The 16,635-nt window shown below is 63.1% G+C and carries 15 protein-coding genes and 2 pseudogenes; 9 read left to right on the forward strand and 8 right to left on the reverse strand.

Translation table 11 applies throughout. The annotated features are described in order from the left end of the window. Nucleotides 1-201 precede the first annotated feature (201 nt). Nucleotides 202-1,002: pseudogene (locus tag SIN04_RS18720) on the forward strand (replication initiator protein A); the annotation flags it as partial. A 21-nt stretch (nt 1,003-1,023) separates the two neighbouring features. After that, nucleotides 1,024-1,584 (forward strand): annotated as a pseudogene (locus SIN04_RS18725) (TetR/AcrR family transcriptional regulator); the annotation flags it as partial. Nucleotides 1,585-1,728: 144 nt separating this feature from the next. On the opposite strand, the gene SIN04_RS18730 reads toward SIN04_RS18725, so the two are convergent. Further along, on the reverse strand, nt 1,729-2,577 hold the full coding sequence (locus SIN04_RS18730) for a helix-turn-helix transcriptional regulator (RefSeq protein WP_134491715.1): 849 nt from the start codon (nt 2,575-2,577) through the stop codon (nt 1,729-1,731). A 92-nt stretch (nt 2,578-2,669) separates the two neighbouring features. Between SIN04_RS18730 and SIN04_RS18735 the strand changes: the two genes are divergently transcribed. Beyond that, the gene (locus SIN04_RS18735) at nt 2,670-3,554 is read left to right on the forward strand and encodes an SDR family oxidoreductase (protein WP_134491717.1); all 885 of its coding nucleotides are present in this window, start codon (nt 2,670-2,672) and stop codon (nt 3,552-3,554) included. A gap of 31 nt (nt 3,555-3,585) precedes the next feature. Here the strand turns inward: SIN04_RS18735 and SIN04_RS18740 are convergent, their stop codons facing one another. The 6 genes from SIN04_RS18740 to SIN04_RS18765 all read right to left on the reverse strand — a co-directional run bounded on the left by SIN04_RS18740 (nt 3,586) and on the right by SIN04_RS18765 (nt 8,890). Beyond that, nucleotides 3,586-4,812: an MFS transporter gene (locus tag SIN04_RS18740; RefSeq protein WP_341264135.1), complete on the reverse strand. Its 1,227-nt coding sequence runs from the start codon at nt 4,810-4,812 to the stop codon at nt 3,586-3,588. Then, the gene (locus SIN04_RS18745) at nt 4,809-5,138 is read right to left on the reverse strand and encodes a hypothetical protein (protein ID WP_134491719.1); all 330 of its coding nucleotides are present in this window, start codon (nt 5,136-5,138) and stop codon (nt 4,809-4,811) included. The genes SIN04_RS18740 and SIN04_RS18745 overlap by 4 nt, the downstream gene beginning before the upstream one ends. Before the next feature lies 1 nt (nt 5,139). After that, the gene (locus SIN04_RS18750; protein WP_134491722.1) at nt 5,140-5,703 is read right to left on the reverse strand and encodes an isochorismatase family protein; all 564 of its coding nucleotides are present in this window, start codon (nt 5,701-5,703) and stop codon (nt 5,140-5,142) included. 58 nt (nt 5,704-5,761) lie between these two features. Then, complete coding sequence (locus tag SIN04_RS18755) at nt 5,762-6,214, reverse strand: MarR family winged helix-turn-helix transcriptional regulator (RefSeq protein WP_341264136.1); 453 nt, start codon at nt 6,212-6,214, stop codon at nt 5,762-5,764. 417 nt (nt 6,215-6,631) lie between these two features. Continuing rightward, nucleotides 6,632-7,444, reverse strand: coding sequence for a glutathione S-transferase family protein (locus SIN04_RS18760; RefSeq protein ID WP_341264137.1), 813 nt, complete (start codon nt 7,442-7,444; stop codon nt 6,632-6,634). A gap of 810 nt (nt 7,445-8,254) precedes the next feature. Continuing rightward, nucleotides 8,255-8,890 carry a TetR/AcrR family transcriptional regulator gene (locus tag SIN04_RS18765; protein ID WP_134491726.1) on the reverse strand — a complete coding sequence of 212 codons (636 nt, stop codon included), beginning with the start codon at nt 8,888-8,890 and terminating at the stop codon, nt 8,255-8,257. Between the two features lie 945 nt (nt 8,891-9,835). Between SIN04_RS18765 and dusA the strand changes: the two genes are divergently transcribed. After that, complete coding sequence (gene dusA / locus SIN04_RS18770; RefSeq protein ID WP_134491729.1) at nt 9,836-10,837, forward strand: tRNA dihydrouridine(20/20a) synthase DusA; 1,002 nt, start codon at nt 9,836-9,838, stop codon at nt 10,835-10,837. Nucleotides 10,838-10,851: 14 nt separating this feature from the next. Here dusA and SIN04_RS18775 read toward each other — a convergent pair whose 3' ends face one another. After that, a complete protein-coding gene (locus SIN04_RS18775; protein WP_134491731.1) occupies nt 10,852-11,754 on the reverse strand; it encodes an ATP-binding protein in 903 nt (300 codons plus the stop codon). A 300-nt stretch (nt 11,755-12,054) separates the two neighbouring features. Here SIN04_RS18775 and yajC point away from each other — a divergent pair, with 300 nt between their 5' ends. From yajC to SIN04_RS18800, 5 genes are all read left to right on the forward strand, one after another. Further along, nucleotides 12,055-12,393, forward strand: a complete 339-nt coding sequence (gene yajC, locus SIN04_RS18780) for a preprotein translocase subunit YajC (RefSeq protein ID WP_134491733.1) — start codon at nt 12,055-12,057, stop codon at nt 12,391-12,393. 79 nt (nt 12,394-12,472) lie between these two features. Further along, nucleotides 12,473-14,071: a protein translocase subunit SecD gene (secD, locus tag SIN04_RS18785; protein ID WP_134491735.1), complete on the forward strand. Its 1,599-nt coding sequence runs from the start codon at nt 12,473-12,475 to the stop codon at nt 14,069-14,071. 128 nt (nt 14,072-14,199) lie between these two features. After that, nucleotides 14,200-15,165, forward strand: a complete 966-nt coding sequence (gene secF / locus SIN04_RS18790; protein WP_134491737.1) for a protein translocase subunit SecF — start codon at nt 14,200-14,202, stop codon at nt 15,163-15,165. Nucleotides 15,166-15,188: 23 nt separating this feature from the next. After that, nucleotides 15,189-15,575 carry an Mth938-like domain-containing protein gene (locus SIN04_RS18795; RefSeq protein ID WP_134491739.1) on the forward strand — a complete coding sequence of 129 codons (387 nt, stop codon included), beginning with the start codon at nt 15,189-15,191 and terminating at the stop codon, nt 15,573-15,575. After that, nucleotides 15,575-16,444 carry a phytoene/squalene synthase family protein gene (locus SIN04_RS18800; RefSeq protein ID WP_134491741.1) on the forward strand — a complete coding sequence of 290 codons (870 nt, stop codon included), beginning with the start codon at nt 15,575-15,577 and terminating at the stop codon, nt 16,442-16,444. The genes SIN04_RS18795 and SIN04_RS18800 overlap by 1 nt, the downstream gene beginning before the upstream one ends. The last annotated feature ends 191 nt before the right edge of the window (nt 16,445-16,635 follow it).

Raw genomic sequence — 16,635 nt, forward strand, 5'->3', positions numbered from 1 at the left:
GCGCCTCTAGTGTTAATACAATCAGCGCGATAGCAAAAAAGTTCCGGTCCCGCCTGTCAAAATCACGCAGCCAGAATTTGGCTCCCTCCGTCTGCTCGATCCAGGGGCCGAGTATGTCGAGGCGCGCAACGCCGGCCGGGCAGATGCGGCCGGCCCGGCTCCGGTCGCCGCTCACAATCGTCGCTGAGCGATCGCGTGCCGATGTCCGCACACCGCGACCCTGCCGAGCGCCAGCAGCTCGACCTGTTTCGCGCCTTGCCTGGCCGCATGGCGCCGCGCGACGCGCAGGACCTGTTGTCCTGGCCGTTCTTCAGCCTGTCCAAGTCGCGACGCATCCAGCCGATCGATTTCCGGACGATCGAGGTGACAATCCGAGTCGAGGCGACGCAAGAACACGGCATGGCGACCATCTGGGACGCCGACGTGCTGATCTGGGCCGCTTCCCAGATCGTCGAGGCGCCATGGCCTGATGACCTCCCGCCTGATGACGGCGACGCCCTATGAAATCCTCGCCTTCATCGGGCGTGGGGACTCGCTTCGCGACGATGATCGCCTGAAGGCCGCATTGGACCGGCTGCAGGCCACGACGATCGCGACCTCCATCCGCCAGCCGACCGGGCGTCGCCGGCGCCGCTTCTCCTGGATCAACGAATGGAAGGAGCGGCTCGACGCCAATGGCCGCCCACGTGGGATCGAATTGATCCTGCCGGAGGTTCTACGCCGGCGTCATGAACGACGCCTTCGTGCTCACCATCGACCGCGCCTATTTCGATCTGACGGGCGGATTGGAGCGCTGGCTCTATCGCCTGGCGCGCAAGGCGGCCGTCAATAGAAGGGCTGGAGCTTCGACCTCCCGCATCTGCGTCTCAAATCCGGCGGCCTGTCTTCTCTGCGGCGCTTCGCCTTTGAACTGCGTCGAATCGTCAGCCGCCAACCGCTACCCGCTATCGGCTCGGCCTCGAAGCCGCCGCCGACGGGACACCGCGCCTCAGCTTCGCACCCAGCGATGAGGGCAAAGCCGCTGCCGTCCGCAAGCCGCGAGCCGATGCGGAGCGCAACCGCATTCGCTTGCTCGAAACGGCGAAGGCCGCTTTCGCCGAAAAGGGATCCGGCGCCAGCCTTGATGAGATCGCCCGGATCGCCGGCGTCGGGGCCGGGACTCTCTACCGCCATTTTCCCACCCGCGACGCGCTGGTCGCGGCGGTCTACCGCAACGAGACCGAGCAGCTTGTCGCCGCCGCCGGCCGCCTCGCGGAGACGCAGCCTCCAGTGACGGCGCTGCGTGAATGGCTGCTGCTGTTCGTGGACTACATCGCCGCCAAGCACGGGATGTACGAACTGCTCAATTCGATTGTTGGCGGCACGTCCGATCTGTACTCGGCGTCTACTGCGCAGGTGAAACAGGCGATCGCGAAGCTGGTCGATCGCGCGGTCGCCAGCGGCGACATTCGTCTGGACCTTGATCCGCTCGACCTGCTGCGCGCGATCGCCGGCGTTGCGAACATAGGCTTGGGGGCCGATGGCGAGCAGGCGGCCAAACGTCTGGTTGACATCCTGATCGCGGGCGTTCGGACCCGCACGTGAGACGTCTCAGCATAGATCGCCGCGGCGATAACCGGGAGCGCAAGCGCATCCGCCATAAGCCCTGCGAGTCCCGCCCTGAACCCGGCGGCATTTGCATCGAGGGTCGTGGCGAGGCCCGGCATTCAGGCGCATCGACAACGAGGATCATGATTGTTCGCCTACCGGCGCCGAACCGATCAACGAGCTGATCTTCTCTGCGTCCGCCGGCGTCGCCGGATTATAGACCACCATGCCGAGATCCGGTCTGCCGTCGACGGCGAACGCTGAATATTCGAAGGCGATCGGGCCCAGAACCGGATGCCGTATGTGCTTGACGCCCTCGCCATGGCTGTGGACGTCATTGTCGCGCCACATCGCTTTGAACTCGGGACTGAGCCGGCAGAGCTCGTCGACGAGAGGCTGCACCTCCGCCGCCGCGCCCGCACGCGCCGCGTCCACCCTGAACGCGCCCACCACGAACCGCGCCACGCTTTCCCAGTCATATTGCGCGGCGCGGACGCGCGGATCGAGGAATATGAAGCGCAGGACATTGCGTTGCTCCGGCGGCAGCGATCCATAGTCGGTCAGAATCACGGTCGCCGCCCGGTTCCAGGCGACGACGTCCCATGTGGCGGTCCGAATGAGGGCGGGGCTCGGCTCCAGCGCGTCGAGCACGCGTTGCAGTCGTGGCGTGACGCCTTCGTTTTTCTGGTACCGCGCCTCGGGCGGCCGGCCGAGGCCGAGCAGGAAGAGATGCTCGCGCTCGACATCCGTCAGCATCAAGGCGCGGGCGATCCGGTCGAGCACGTCGGCCGACGCCGCGCCGCCGCGCCCCTGCTCCAGCCATGTGTACCAGGTCGGGCTGATGTTGGCGCGCTGCGCCACTTCCTCGCGGCGCAGCCCTGGCGTGCGGCGACGCTCCGGCGGAAAGCCGAACGCGGCCGGATCGAGCTTGGCGCGGCGGTCCTTCAGATAGGACCCAAGCCGATTCTCGTTCGTGACGTGCTCGTCCATCCTGTTAGTCATCTTACTATGATAAGGTCACTACTTTACCAGAATAGACCACAGGCAGATATCTGTCTCCAACGAAATCTGGAGACCTGCTCATGCGTGTGTTTGTCACCGGCGCCACCGGTTTCATCGGCTTGCCCGTCGTCAAGGAGTTGATCGCCGCCGGACATGAAGTCCTTGGCATGGCCCGTTCGGACGAAGGGGCAAAATCCTTGGCCGCCATTGGCGCGGAAGTTCATCGCGGCTCGCTTGAAGACCTTGATGGCTTGCGTAAGGGGGCAACCGCTTCGGAGGCCGTCATTCACCTGGCCTTCATCCACGACTGGTCAAATTTTGTAGAGAGTTGTGAAGTCGATCGCCGCGCCATTGAAGCCTTGGGTTCCGTTCTGGCTGGCTCCGACAAGCCCCTCATCGTTACAGGGGGATTGGCGGGATTAGCCGGGCCCGGTCAGGTTGCGATCGAAGATGATGTGGTGCCGCCGGATTTTCCATTCCCCCGTGTTTCGGAACAGACGGCTCTGTCGCTGAAGGGCGTCCGCGCCTCGGTCGTGCGTCTTCCCCAGGTCCACGACCCGGTCAAGCAGGGTCTCACCACCCCCGCGATCGAGGTCTACCGCGAAAAGGGCGTGTGCGCCTATGTCGGCGACGGACTCAACCGCTGGCCGGCGGCCTATGTTCTCGATGTCGCGCGTCTCTACAGGCTGGCGATCGAAAAGGCTGAGCCGAACGCAAAATATCACGCGGTCGCGGAAGAGGGTGTCTCGATGCGCGATATTGCCGAAGCTATTGGCCGGCGCCTGAAGCTGCCGGTCAAATCCATCGCCCCGGAAGAGGCCCAGGCCTTTTTTGGCTGGCTCGGCATGTTTGCCACCTACGATATGCCCGCGTCCAGCGCGCAGACGCGGAAGCAGCTCGGATGGGAACCGACTGGACCTGGGTTGATCGCCGATCTCGAACAACTGCGCGTATCCGATAGCTGACGTTCGCAAGGACAATCCGAGGCAGGCAAGATCAAACCGAAGGCCGTGGTCTCGGGCGGGCCAAGGCGAAAACGGCCACGATCGCCGCAGCAAAGCCCGAAGCCGCGCCGACGCCGAGCGCCCAGCGTGGCCCGTAATTGTTGGCCACCCAACCGACGATCGGCGCTCCGATCGGCGTGCCCCCAAGCGCAACGCCGACGCGTAGCGCCATCACCCGCCCGCGCATGGCGGGCTCTGTCGAAAGCTGCATCAGGCTGTTCGTGGTATTGGTGAAGGTCAGCGCGGCCACGCCGATCACGACGAGGGCGCCGGCGAACAACCAATAGTTCGGCGCAATGGCGGCCAGCGTGCAGCCGAGCCCGAATACGCCGGCGCCGACCGGCAGCAAGCCGAACCGCGGCTTATCACGACCGGCGCCCAACAGCGCACCCGCCACCGTGCCGATGGCCATGATCGACGACAACAGGCCATATCCGCGGGCGTCGGCATGGAAAACGCTGACCGCCATGGTCGAGATGAAGATCGGGAAGTTCAGGCCGAACGTTCCGATCAGGAACAGCATGAGCAAAACAGCCTTGAGGTCCGGGCGACCCCATACATAGCGGAATCCCTCGGTGAAACTTCCCTTGGAGCGGTGGGCCCTGGCGTTCGGACGAAGCTCGGCGACGCGCAGGAACGCGAGGGAGATCAGCACCGCAACGAAAGAGGCGCCATTGATCAGGAAAGCCCAGCCCGTGCCGATCGCGGCGATGATCACGCCGGCGAGCGCCGGGCCGATCATCCGCGCGGCGTTGAACGAGGTCGAGTTGAGCGCCACAGCATTATGCAGGTCTTCATCGCCGACCAACTCCGCGACGAAGGTCTGACGCACCGGCGCATCGAACGCCGCCGCGCTGCCGAACAAAAAGGCGAAGATGTAGACATGCCAGAGCTGGACGACGCCGGCGACGGTGAGAAGCCCCAGCATCAGAGCGAGAGCGCCCATCGTCGCCTGTGTGGCGATCAGGAGCTTACGCTGATTGAAATGGTCGGCGGCGAAGCCCGTCCAGGGTAACAGGAGGAACTGTGGACCGAACTGCAGCGCCATCACCAGACCAACAGCCGAAGCGTCGTGATGGGTGAGCTGGGTGAACACCAGCCAGTCCTGGGCCGTCCGCTGCACCCAGGTGCCGACGTTGGAGACGAACGCGCCGGCCGCCCAGACTTGATAGTTGAAACCTCGCAGCGATCGGAAGACGCCCCAAACAGGAGCCTTCATGGATGCTCCGGCAGGTTGCCGCCATGGAAGCGGCCAAAGTGCCGGGCGGAAAAAAGCGCGATCAGGAGCGCGCCAGCGCCGAATGCGGCGACGTCACCCGTGTTCCGCAACCCAAAATCGCCGACGCAACAAACGAGCAGATAGCCGATGACGATGTTGAAAAAGCTCCAGAGCACGTTGACAGTCGACGAGGAGAGCCCTTGTCCCGGCGGCTTGGCGAAGGGACTTTGAAACGGCCTGCCCATCATGCCGCTGACGAAATGGGGTATGGCGTTCGCGAGAAAGACGCCGCCAAAGAAATAGGACAGGAGAACAAGCCACGGCATTTCAGGCGCTCCTTGGCGGCAGGAGATCGATGATCTCTCGGCTTGTCCCGGTTTCGCCGAGCCTTGGGAAGACATTCTTGATGCTGTAATCGTGAGCCTCGGGACGCCTGTCGGTCATGACGTCGGTGGCGAGGGTGACGTTGAATCCTTGCTCATAGGCTTGTCGCGCCGTCGCCTCGACGCCGGTTCCGGTGGCCACGCCCGCGATCACAACTTGGGTGACGCCCCGCGCTTTCAACCTGGCCTCGAGATCGGTGCTCGCGAACGCGCCCCAGGTCCGCTTGGTCACCACGATGTCGCCGGGTTGCTGATTCAGCTCCGGGATGAGGTCGGTCCACCCGTCCGGACGGGGTCCCGTTGGGCGCGGCTGTTCCGTCCGGCCTGGCGCGCCTCCGGCGACGTTGACGAGCACGACCGGCAGGCCGCGCTCGCGGAAGGCGTCGGCCAGCGTGCGAGCCCGCCTGATAACTTCGCCAATGGTGTGGCTGGCAAGCAGGCCGATGACGCCGTTCTGCAGGTCGACGATGATCAGGGCGGTATTCGGGTCGAGCGTGGTCAGCGCCATGAAGTCTCCTCTCAAAATCTTGGACTGCTCGATCGCGCGCGAGCCGCCAACGGCTCGCTCAGTCTTCGACGAGCCGTTTGAGCAGCTCGACGGCCTCCGCAAGTCTGTCCTGTTCCTCCGGCGACAGACGCGCCTGGAGAGTGCGCGTCAACCAATCCTGCCGCGCCGCGCGTCCCTCCTGGACCCATTGCCGGCAGCTGTCCGTGAGCGAGAGCAGGGTCTGCCGCCCGTCCGCTGGGTCTGGCGCTCCGCTCACCAAGCCAGCGCTCTCCAGCACGGCGATGACCGGAGCTACCGACTGCGGCCGCATTCCCTCGGCCCGTGCAAGGCTCGAAGCCGTCGCGGGGCCGTCCTTTTCGAGGCGTAGCAGCACAGAGACCTGGGATGGCGTCAGGTCGCCGACATGCGCCTGCTCGCGCAAGCGGCGTTTCAGCTTGCCCAGCAAGGCGCGGAGGTCCTGCGCCAAAACTGAGGCGCGCATGGCTTGGTGATTGTCCGGCGCGACGTCCATGTCCGACTGCATATCAGATAGACAGCTAAACTGTAAAGCCTATCTGTGTAGTCTGTCTGGGCATCCTCAGTTGCCGGAGGACGCGATTGGCCGCGCCGCGGTCGAGCACGAAGCTCGCCGCTGTGACGCGCGCCCAAATCCGCGACTTACGCCCCTTCAAGTATTTTTTCGCGCCGGCTCGACCGGGTAGGAACGGGTATCCGGACGGCTTGCAATCTGCGAATTTCGATCCCGACCTCTCCTTTCAGACAAGGAGAGGCGCGTGTCGGCAACGAAGATTCTCTGGGGCCAGGTTCTCACCGTCTTCGCCATTGTCCTCGTGACGACATGGACCGCGACGGAGTGGACGGCTTGGCGGGGGCGCTCGGCTTTTCCAAACCGGACCTTTCGTCAGGACCACCCATGGCCGCATCGCCGTCACGCTCTGTCGAACAGAACTCCTTTGAGCAGCCGGAGGATATGCGCCCTCGTCCAAATGTCCGCGGCGGCGAAGCTGGGGCGCGCCTGCATGGCGCGCCAATAGCGCTCAAGCGCCGGCCGCCCCGATAATTCGGCGCCAAGGCCGATGAACTCGACGCGAGCGAGGAACACAGTGAGGACCGTATCGGCGACGCCATAAGCGGGCGGCGTCAGCGTCGCGCGGCCGTCGCTGAGCGCGCGCTCCATCCGATCCAGAATGTCGATCGCCTGGGCCCGGCGGCGCTCCGCAAGCCGTCCCGCCGTGGCCGGATCGAAGATGCGGAGCCGCTCCGCGAAGACGTCGGCCCGCGCTCGATAAACCGCTGCAAGATCGGGATTCTCGGCGGCGTGCTTGAGCAGGCGGCGGTGGACCCTCGCCAGCACTTTTGGGACCATGATCCGCGCCAGCCGGCTACGGGCGAGAAAAATCCCGAAGGTCAGCTCTTCGATTGGAAGGGCGTAATGGAGATCGAGCCAGGCTTTGGCCTCCGCGCCCAGCGTCGCCTCGTTGACGCCAAGCGCATATTCGGCGATGTCGCGGCTCTGATCGAGAACGCGGTCCGCCAGCACAAGGGTCGGCACGGTCATGTTCGGATTGAGCCGCACATAGTCCGGTCGTTCCTGGCTGAGCCTGAAATGGATGTCGACGAAGATGCGCTCATAGGCGATGGCGCCCTCGGCGAGCGCGAGGCGCGCGATCATCGAATAATAGGAGGGCGGCGCGTGATAAAGGCGCGGCTTCACGCCGCCGGTTTCGCTGGCCTCCGTCATGGCGGCTCCTCGCTGGAAGGGAAAAAAATCCATATTCCGCGCGGAGAAAAAACGCTAGCGCCCAGCCAGCATTCCGCAGCTTCTGTTCAGCCGTCGTTGAAACCGGTGACCGGCATCGGCGGCTCTGCGCCGATGCCGGTCGAAGCCAATCGAAGCCGCGCAGCCTGCAAGCAGACATCCCAATTGCAACGGCGCTACTGACCACTTTCGGCATAGCGCTCGTAAGCAAGCCATAGCGTCCGTTTAGCTTCTTGGATTTCTTACGTCTTCGGACTTAGTGACTACCTTCAACTCCCCGGACATCACCTCCTTAACGATCGCCTTGACTAACGACCTACAATCGTTCGAGTTTCGGTAGTAACGTTTACGTCGTACGACATGTTGATCCCATCTATTGGAAACCGATGGCCGTTGAGCCCGATCGTGTGATTTGGCAAGGACACGTAATGGGTCAAACCACTCTCACTGGTGCTCCCATGTGGTAATGCCTGTCGGAGGTCCTCGTAGGAAAGCAATGGAGTTCCTTCTGGATCGAAGATTATCTTGTCATGGGTAGAAAAATCGGCATTCATTTCAATACGATCGCCTTTATCGAAGCGCTTGGGTGCGAACCAATTCATATTGTTTGGAATTCGATGGGTTTCTCTCGGTGAACCCCGATCGAGCCATCGAAATAAATCCTTGAGCCGTGCAATTTAGCTCGGTCTCGAACGCCACCGCTGGCCGGATAGTGAGCCTGTCGAGCAGGGCGCACACAGGACAAACATGACGCAGCAGGACGCCGGTTAAATGACATAGGTCGACTTCGCATCAAGTGTGCTGGTAGATGAAGGCCGCCACTGTCCGCTCAACTCTGGCGTTGACTTCCTCGGCGGTGGGCTGGGGGCGAATTCTCAGCAAGAGTTCCATCAGGAAGTCGCCGACAGCCGTAAAAAACAGCATGCTGGAAGCTTCTTCGGCATTGTCGATCTTCAACAATCCGAGAGCCGCCTGCGCGGCCAGCCACTGTTCCAGCGCCCCTTTGCCGCGTCCAAGACCCTGCCGCTCCAGGGCCGAGACGATTTCCCCGGAGCAGGACGTCTCGGCGATCAGAAGGCGCAGCATCGCCACTTGCCGCTCCGTCAGCGCGAAATTCACCTGTCGAGACAGGACATCGGTCAGTACATCCTTCGGCGAGCGGCCGTCGGAATCGATCGGGACCGTATATGGAGCGAACCAGTCTGTCAGCAGCGCGTCAAGCAGCCCGGATTTCCCCGAGAACACCTGATAGACAGTTTTCTTTGACATGCCGGCGCACCGTGCGACGTCCTCCACAGTCGTCGCGTGATAGCCTTTGCGCAGGAAGAGCTCGGCCGCCGCGGATATGAGCTTCGCGCGGCGTTCGTCTTCGAGCATCTGGCGCGGCCGGCCGACGCCCGCCGGTTTGGTCTGCAAATCAGTCGCCAAGTGAGCCTCTTTTGCTGTGCGGCGCCGAAACGGGCCGAGTCGTCCCCCAACGTGCGCTGTTGCTCGAATCGTTTCGCTTGGTCATCGGCTGAATAGGGCGAAACTCCATGAACATTTCTGGCGCTTCTGCACGGCCCTACGGCGTCATCGGTATGATGGCTCTCGGCCTGGGTCTGGCCGGGTGTGACGAAGCGCGGACACAGGCCGGCCCGTCGGCGCCGCCGAAGCCGTCGGTCGACGCATGACGCGATTGAAGTCCACCTCCGCCATCCCCCGTCCGCGGCATTTTGCCGAGCGGTTGTTCATTTCTCTCGCACGATGTGCGTCATGGCCATCTGCCGGATCGAGACGTTCGCCATAGCGGATTCCGCGCCGCTCGCGCACACTCTCAACGGCCGTATCACAACATTGAGCCCTTCGCTGAAAACCTTGCAACCCCTCGACAACCCCTTCGGCCCGAGGTTGTCACCCATGTCTCAGGGACGTTCCGTCATCTATGTCTCAGGGCCGGACAAGGGAAATCTGGAGCGGGCGAAGGGATTCGAACCCTCGACGCCAACCTTACGTGACGGGGCCGGCGCCTTGATCGGCACGCTCGCGCCCAAATCGGATCAATCTTTCGCGGTCCAGGGAAGAAATCTTGCATTCGCCAAGTTCGCGCTGCAGCAGGTCGAGGGTCGCGGCCTTCCGACCGGAAGGGCGTCTTGCCCACCGCCGCCATATCCTCCATATGGAGGTCGATCAATTCGCCGAAGGTTTTGACCCTGGCGACGCGCGAGCTTGAGGGCGTCTCGCCGCGGTCGGCTTGGACCTCCGCTTCCAGAGCCCAGCGCCGGGCGTCCCCACGCCGCAGAAACGTCTCGCTTGCATAACGTGCCTTGCGACGAATTTTGACTCGCCAGGAACTAACGATCTGAGAACTAACGATCTGATAGTACTGAAAAAATGAAGCAATATCAAGCACATAGATTTGCCGTGGCGCCTATGATGGATTGGACCGACCGTCATTGCCGGTTTTTCCATCGCCTTCTGTCGCGGCGCGCGCGGCTTTATACGGAGATGGTGACGACCGCGGCGGTGCTGCATGGTCAGCGCGAGCGCCTGCTCCGCTTCGACGGCGCCGAGCATCAGGTGGCCGTGCAGCTCGGCGGCTCCGACCCCGCGCATCTTGCGCAATCGGCGCGGATTTGCGCCGATTTCGGCTATGACGAGATCAATCTCAATGTCGGCTGTCCGTCCGAGCGCGTGCAGAACGGCGCTTTCGGCGCCTGCCTGATGCGCGAGCCGGCGCTGGTCGGCGATTGCGTCGCCGCCATGAAGGCGCAAGTTTCCATTCCGGTGACGGTCAAATGCCGCATTGGCGTCGACGATCAGGAGCCGGCGGAGGCGCTCGGCGCGTTGGCGGAGGTCGTCATCGCCGCAGGAGCCGACGCTCTGATCGTCCATGCGCGGAAAGCATGGCTGAAGGGCCTGTCGCCTAAAGACAACCGGCATGTTCCGCCTCTTGATTATGGTTTGGTCCATGCGCTTAAACAGCGTTTTCCGCATGTGCCGATCGCGATCAATGGCGGGCTTGCGACGCTCGACCAGATGCGTGCTGAGCTCGATTTCGTCGATGGTGTGATGATCGGCCGCGCCGCCTATCAGGACCCGGCGCTGCTGCTGGCCGTCGATCCGCTGTTTTTCGGCGAAGAGGCGCCTTTCAGTGACGCGGAGCAGGCGATTTTGGCCTTCGTTCCCTATGTCGAGGCGCGGCTCGCGGAGGGGATTCCGCTCAACGCCATGACGCGGCATGTCCTCGGCCTTTTCAACGGAAGGCCCGGGGCCCGCGCGTGGCGGCGCCACCTCTCGACGGAAGCGGTCAAGCCCGGCGCCGATGCGCGGGTTTTACGCGCGGCCCTTGTCCATATAGATCCGCGCCGGCGCCCCATGAACGAAGCGGCCTGAGGCGCGGCCCGCCTTCACCCGATGACCTTGCCGAGCCGTCCGGCGAGGTCCTGAATATATTGCCAGGCGGTGCGCCCGGATCGCGCGCCGCGCGTAATCGCCCATTCGAGCGCCTCCCGCTCAATGGCTTCGCGATCCTTCGCCAGCCCAAAATGCTCCGCGTAACCAAAGACCATCGCGAGATAATCGGCCTGGGAGCAGGCATGGAAACCGAGCCACAGGCCGAAACGGTCGGAGAGCGACACCTTTTCCTCTACCGCTTCGCCGGGATTGATCGCTGTGCCACGCTCATTTTCGACCATGTCCCGCGACAGAATGTGCCGCCGGTTGGAGGTCGCATAAAAAAGGACGTTGGGGGGGCGCCCTTCGATGCCGCCTTCGAGCACCGCTTTCAGCGATTTGTAATTTGTGTCGGCGGCGTCGAACGAAAGATCATCGCAGAACACGACGAAGCGATAGGGCGTCTCACGCACCAGCGCCATCAGCGCCGGCAGGCTGTCGATGTCCTCGCGGTGGATCTCGATGAGTTTCAATGGCCTGAAGCCATTGGCGGGCGTCAATCGCCCGTTCACGCTGGCGTGAGCGGCCTTCACCAGCGAGGATTTTCCCATGCCCCGCGCGCCCCATAAAAGAGCGTTATTGGCGGGCAGGCCCTTTGCGAAGCGCTCGGTGTTGTCGGTCAGAATATCGCGCAGCCGGTCGATGCCGCGCAGCAGCGCCATGTCGACGCGATTGACCTGGCGCACCGGCTGCAGATGCGGCGCGCTCGCCGAAAAGACGAACGCGTCGGCGGCGTCCAGATTGATTCGAGCGGGCGGGGCGGGGACGAGTTTTTCCAGCGCCGCCGCGATCCGCTCCAGCGCCTCGGCGGAGCGTGGATCGGCGGCAAAGGACATGGGCTTTTCGGTGCTTGTCATTGTGACGGATCATCTTTGAAGTTCATAGCGGATCGACATCATGCGCCGCGCCCGCAAGACGGAGCAAATGCGCAAGCCTTGCCGCTTTACAGCATGATTGCCCAAGCCTCGCCAGCGCATTCCAGCCTGTCGCGGATTTGTTAGGATCGCCGACTTTGCTCAAGGCGCGCCGCCACGCCGGAGCGCGCCCTTCTTTATGACGGCCGCAGGCGCCATTGCTTTCATTCCGGCACTCGCTATAGTCCGCCCGCGCTTAAAGGCCGGATGCCCGGGCGCGCACATTTTTGAGGAGAAGGGAACGTGTTTACACCTGCTTTCGCCCAAGCCGTCGGCGGTGCGGCCGGCGGACCGACGGACCTGATCGTGCAGCTTATTCCCTTCGCGCTGATCCTCGTCATCATGTATTTTCTGATCATGCGGCCGCAGCAGAAGCGTGCGCGCGAACACGCTGATCTGATCAAGAACGTGCGGCGCGGCGACAGCGTCGTGACTTCGGGCGGCCTGATCGGCAAAGTTACCAAAGTCGTCGATGACGCCGAGGTCGAACTCGAAATCGCGCCGAATGTACGGGTGCGGGTCGTGCGCTCCCTCATCACCGATGTGCGCTCCAAGGGCGAACCCGTCAAGGAACAAGCCTGACCGCGCCGCGATCATCGCCCTAGCCCCGCTCTTTTAACGGCGTCCCTGGCGCCCAAACTTTCGGATATTTTTCAACGCCATGCTGCGTTTCGCGACTTGGAAGATCGTCTCCATCCTGGCCATGACGGCGTTCGCGATTCTCGTGATCGTGCCGAGCCTGCTTGCCCCGGATACGCGCGCCGCGCTGATTTCGCATTTGCCGAAATGGGTTCCGGCGCGCGCCATCGTGCTTGGCCTTGATCTTCAGGGCGGCTCGCATGTCCTCCTCGAGGTTGACAGTTCGTCGGTCGTCAAGACGATGGTCGAAAACCTGCGCGATAGCGTGCGTCGCGTGCTGCGCGATGAAAAAGTCTCGATTTCGGGCGGCATCGGCGTGCTGCCGCGCGGCGTGCAGGTGCGCATCCCCGATCCGGCCGAGCGCGAAAAGGTCATGCCGAAACTGCGGCAGTTGACGACCCCCGCCAGCGCCGGGCTGACGACCGGACCCGGCGCGTCCGTGTTCGACATCACAGAAAACAGCGACGGCCTTGTTCAGTTCATGGTGACCGACGCCGGCATAAAGGCCAAGGTCCGCCGCGCCGTCGAGCAGTCGATCGAGGTTCTGCGCCGCCGCGTCGATGCGCTCGGCACCACCGAGCCGAACATCCAGCGCCAGGGCGATGATCGCGTCCTGGTCGAGGTGCCGGGCCTGCAGGACACCAGCAAGCTCAAGGATATTCTCGGCACGACCGCGAAGCTCGAGTTCCGCCTTGTCGGCGAACCGGGCGCCGATCCGTCCGAGACGGAAATGCTCGACGAGGTCGACAGGCCGGGAAGCAAGCTGCCCGTCGAAAAGCGCGTGATGGTGCAGGGCGAAGACCTGACCGACGCGCAGCCGGGCTTCGATAGCCGCACGCAGGAGCCGGTGGTCAATTTCCGCTTCAACATTCGGGGCGGCCAGCGCTTTGGCGAGGTCACTTCCGAAAACGTCGGCCGGCCCTTCGCCATCGTGCTCGACGGAAAGGTCATTTCCGCGCCGCGCATCCTTGGGCCGATTACCGGCGGGTCAGGTCAGATCTCCGGCCATTTCACCGTCGAATCGGCGAATAATCTGGCGATTTTGTTGCGCGCCGGCGCGCTTCCGGCCAAGCTCACGATCGTCGAGGAGCGCACCGTCGGACCGGGGCTGGGGCAGGATTCAATCGACGCCGGCAAGCGCGCCGCCTATGTCGGCGCCGGCCTCGTCGCGTTCTATATGCTGATTACCTACGGCGTCTTCGGCGTTTTCGCCAATATCGCGCTGCTCGTCCATATCGCGTTTATTTTCGCCGGCCTCGTCCTTTTGGGCGCGACGCTGACGCTGCCGGGCATAGCGGGCATTGTGCTGACCATCGGCATGGCGGTCGATTCCAACGTGCTGATCTACGAGCGTATTCGTGAGGAGGCTCATATGGGGCGTTCGATCGTCTCGGCGCTCGACGCCGGCTTCAACCGCGCCTTCGCCACCATCGTTGATTCCAACGTCACCATGTTCGTCGCCGCCGCGATCCTCTATTTTCTGGGATCGGGGCCCGTGCGCGGCTTTGCCGTATCGCTGGCGCTCGGCATTTTGACGACTATCGTGACAGCGGTGACGATGACGCGCATGATGATTACCTTGTGGTATCGCTACAAACGGCCGGTGCGCCTGCCCATCTAGCGCCTCGGCCCGAGAAGCCGGGGCTTCGGCCAGGCCCATGCTGGACGGACGAATAGATAAAGCCGCTAAACCATGATTCGAATGATCGCCCGGTCAATCCCGGACAGCAAGGCATAAGGCATTTTGGCATGAAACTTCTGCGCCTTGCGCCAGAGAACACAAAATTCCCCTTCATGCGCTTCCGGCGCGTGAGCTATCCCTTCTCGGCCGTGCTCTCGATCATTTCCGTCGTGCTGTTCCTCACGCTCGGCATGAATTTCGGCATTGATTTTTCGGGCGGCACGCTGATCGAGCTGCGCGCCAAAACCGGCGTCGCCGACATCGCCCATCTCCGCGCGGTCGCCGAAAAGATGAATGTCGGCGACATCGAGGTGCAGGGATTCGGCTCGCCGTCGGACGTCACCTTGCGCTTCGGCGTGCAGCACGATGAGAAGGGCGACGCCGCGGCGCAGGAGTCGGCGATCGCGCGCATCAGGGCCGCGATTGGCGATGATTATGATTTCCGGCGCGTCGAGGTCGTCGGCCCGCGCGTTTCAGGCGAACTCGTGCAGTCCGGCACGCTTGGCGTCGTGCTCTCGATCATCGCCGTGCTCTGTTACCTCTGGTTCCGTTTCGAGTGGCAGTTCGCGGTCGGAGCGATCATCGCCACCATGCACGATCTTCTCCTGACGGTCGGCTTTTTCTCGCTGACCCGGCTCGAGTTCAATACGACCTCGATCGCCGCGATCTTGACCATCGTCGGTTATTCTTTGAACGAAACCGTCGTCGTGCTCGACCGCATTCGCGAAATGATGCGCAAATATCGCAAGATGCCGACCGACGAACTGATCGACGTCTCGGTCAATGCGGTGCTGCCAAGAACGATCATGACGGCGACGACGGTGTTCCTCGCGCTGTTCTCGCTCGTGGTTTTCGGCGGGCAGGTGATCCGCTCCTTCTCGATCGCGATGATCTGGGGCATTTTTGTCGCCACCTATTCGTCTGTCTTCATCTGCTCGCCGATGCTGATTTACCTTGGCCTGCGCAGTGAGACAGTCGGCGCCGAGCCGACGCCGGGCGGCAAGCTCGCAGGGACCTCGGCCGCAAAATCCTGAACGCGCTCTCTTGGGAGCCAAGCATGAGCGAAGCGAAATACGCCGGGTTTCTTCCCGGCGCGCATGTGATCGAGGGTTACGGCGCCGGCGGCTTTCGCTTCGGCGGCATGTCCCATCGCGGCGCGATCCTCGCCCTGCCGTCCGGCATTTACGCCTGGAGCGCGATTGACCCATCAGGCATTACGATCGAGGCGCTCGGCCCCGTCTTCGATGAAAAGCCGGGTCTGATCGAGCATCTTCTGATCGGCACGGGGCGGGAGATGGTTCCGATCAGCGCCGCTCTGCGTCAGCGTCTTCGCGCGGCGGGCATCAGGGCCGAGCCCATGCAGACCGGCGCCGCCGCGCGCACCTATTCCATTTTGCTCGGTGAAAAACGGCGGGTCGCGGCCGCGCTTCTGGCTGCGCCCTGATGAATGGCCCGGCCAAAAATATGAGCGCCGACCCGAACTATGCCTATTGCGACGCGATCGTGCGGCAGGGCGACCCGGACAGATGGCTCGCGAGCCTCTTTATTCCTGAGGCGAAGCGCCGCCATGTCCATGCGCTCTATGCCTTCAACCTCGAAGTTTCCCGCATACGCGAAATCGTGTCTGAGCCGCTGCTTGGCGAAATCCGCCTGCAATGGTGGCGCGACGCGCTCGAAAAGCCGGACTCGGGCGACGTCAGGTCCAGCCCGGTCGCCGCGGCGCTCCTCGACACGATGGAGCGCTTCGGTCTGCCGGCGGGCGCCTTGCTCGAACTGATCCACGCGCGGGAGTTCGATCTTTATGACGACGGCATGGAAAGCGTCGAGGCGCTGACCGCCTATGTCAAAGCGACCTCCTCCACGCTCTTTCGCATGATTCCGATGATCCTCGATGGGGAGCAGCCTGCGAGCGGGCTTGGAGTGTCGCAATATGGCGGAATTGCTTACGCCTTGACCGGATTGTTGCGGGCTTTTCCCTGGCTTAGCGCGCGGGGCCAGATGTTCATCCCGCTCGATATCCTCGAAAAGCATGGGCTCGACCGCGCCGACGTCGCCGCCGGGCAGACGACGCCTGCGATTCTCGGCGCGCTCTCTGATCTGCGTGGCCTCGCGCGCGACAATCTCGACGTTTTCCTGACGCGGATCGAGTGCCTGCCGGATGTCTGCCGCGCCGGATTTTTGCCGATCAGCCTCTGCGAAGCCTATTTGCGCCAGATGGAAAAGCCCGGCTACGAGCCGTTCCAGACGGTGGTGCAACTGCCGCAATGGCGCCGCCAATGGATTCTTTGGCGCGCCGCCAGGCAGTGGGCATAGGCGGCGCTGCGGAAATCCTTTATCCGCCGCCGTTTCATTGCTAGAACGCCTCCATGTCCAAGATCGGCCTGCGCCTCACGTCCCGAATTATGCGCCCGGCCCGCGCGTAAAAAGTTTTCGCGCGGGGCCGGGGATTTTTCGCCCATTCCGGCGGCAAAGCCGCGCCGCGCCCCAAAAGGGGCGCGATCAAC

Origin of the sequence: Methylocella tundrae, from assembly GCF_038024855.1 — a bacterium.
In the GTDB taxonomy this organism is placed as follows: Bacteria; Pseudomonadota; Alphaproteobacteria; order Rhizobiales; family Beijerinckiaceae; genus Methylocapsa; species Methylocapsa tundrae.

Coding starts and splice junctions, on each gene's coding strand:
- SIN04_RS18775 (WP_134491731.1), bottom strand. CDS start 11,754: ATGACAAGCACCGAAAAGCCCATGTCCTTTGCCGCCGATCCACGCTCC.
- SIN04_RS18740 (WP_341264135.1), bottom strand. CDS start 4,812: ATGAAGGCTCCTGTTTGGGGCGTCTTCCGATCGCTGCGAGGTTTCAAC.
- SIN04_RS18795 (WP_134491739.1), top strand. CDS start 15,189: ATGAGCGAAGCGAAATACGCCGGGTTTCTTCCCGGCGCGCATGTGATC.
- SIN04_RS18730 (WP_134491715.1), bottom strand. CDS start 2,577: ATGGACGAGCACGTCACGAACGAGAATCGGCTTGGGTCCTATCTGAAG.
- SIN04_RS18745 (WP_134491719.1), bottom strand. CDS start 5,138: ATGCCGTGGCTTGTTCTCCTGTCCTATTTCTTTGGCGGCGTCTTTCTC.
- secF (WP_134491737.1), top strand. CDS start 14,200: ATGAAACTTCTGCGCCTTGCGCCAGAGAACACAAAATTCCCCTTCATG.
- dusA (WP_134491729.1), top strand. CDS start 9,836: ATGAAGCAATATCAAGCACATAGATTTGCCGTGGCGCCTATGATGGAT.
- SIN04_RS18750 (WP_134491722.1), bottom strand. CDS start 5,703: ATGGCGCTGACCACGCTCGACCCGAATACCGCCCTGATCATCGTCGAC.
- SIN04_RS18760 (WP_341264137.1), bottom strand. CDS start 7,444: ATGACGGAGGCCAGCGAAACCGGCGGCGTGAAGCCGCGCCTTTATCAC.
- SIN04_RS18735 (WP_134491717.1), top strand. CDS start 2,670: ATGCGTGTGTTTGTCACCGGCGCCACCGGTTTCATCGGCTTGCCCGTC.
- secD (WP_134491735.1), top strand. CDS start 12,473: ATGCTGCGTTTCGCGACTTGGAAGATCGTCTCCATCCTGGCCATGACG.
- SIN04_RS18755 (WP_341264136.1), bottom strand. CDS start 6,214: ATGGACGTCGCGCCGGACAATCACCAAGCCATGCGCGCCTCAGTTTTG.
- SIN04_RS18800 (WP_134491741.1), top strand. CDS start 15,575: ATGAATGGCCCGGCCAAAAATATGAGCGCCGACCCGAACTATGCCTAT.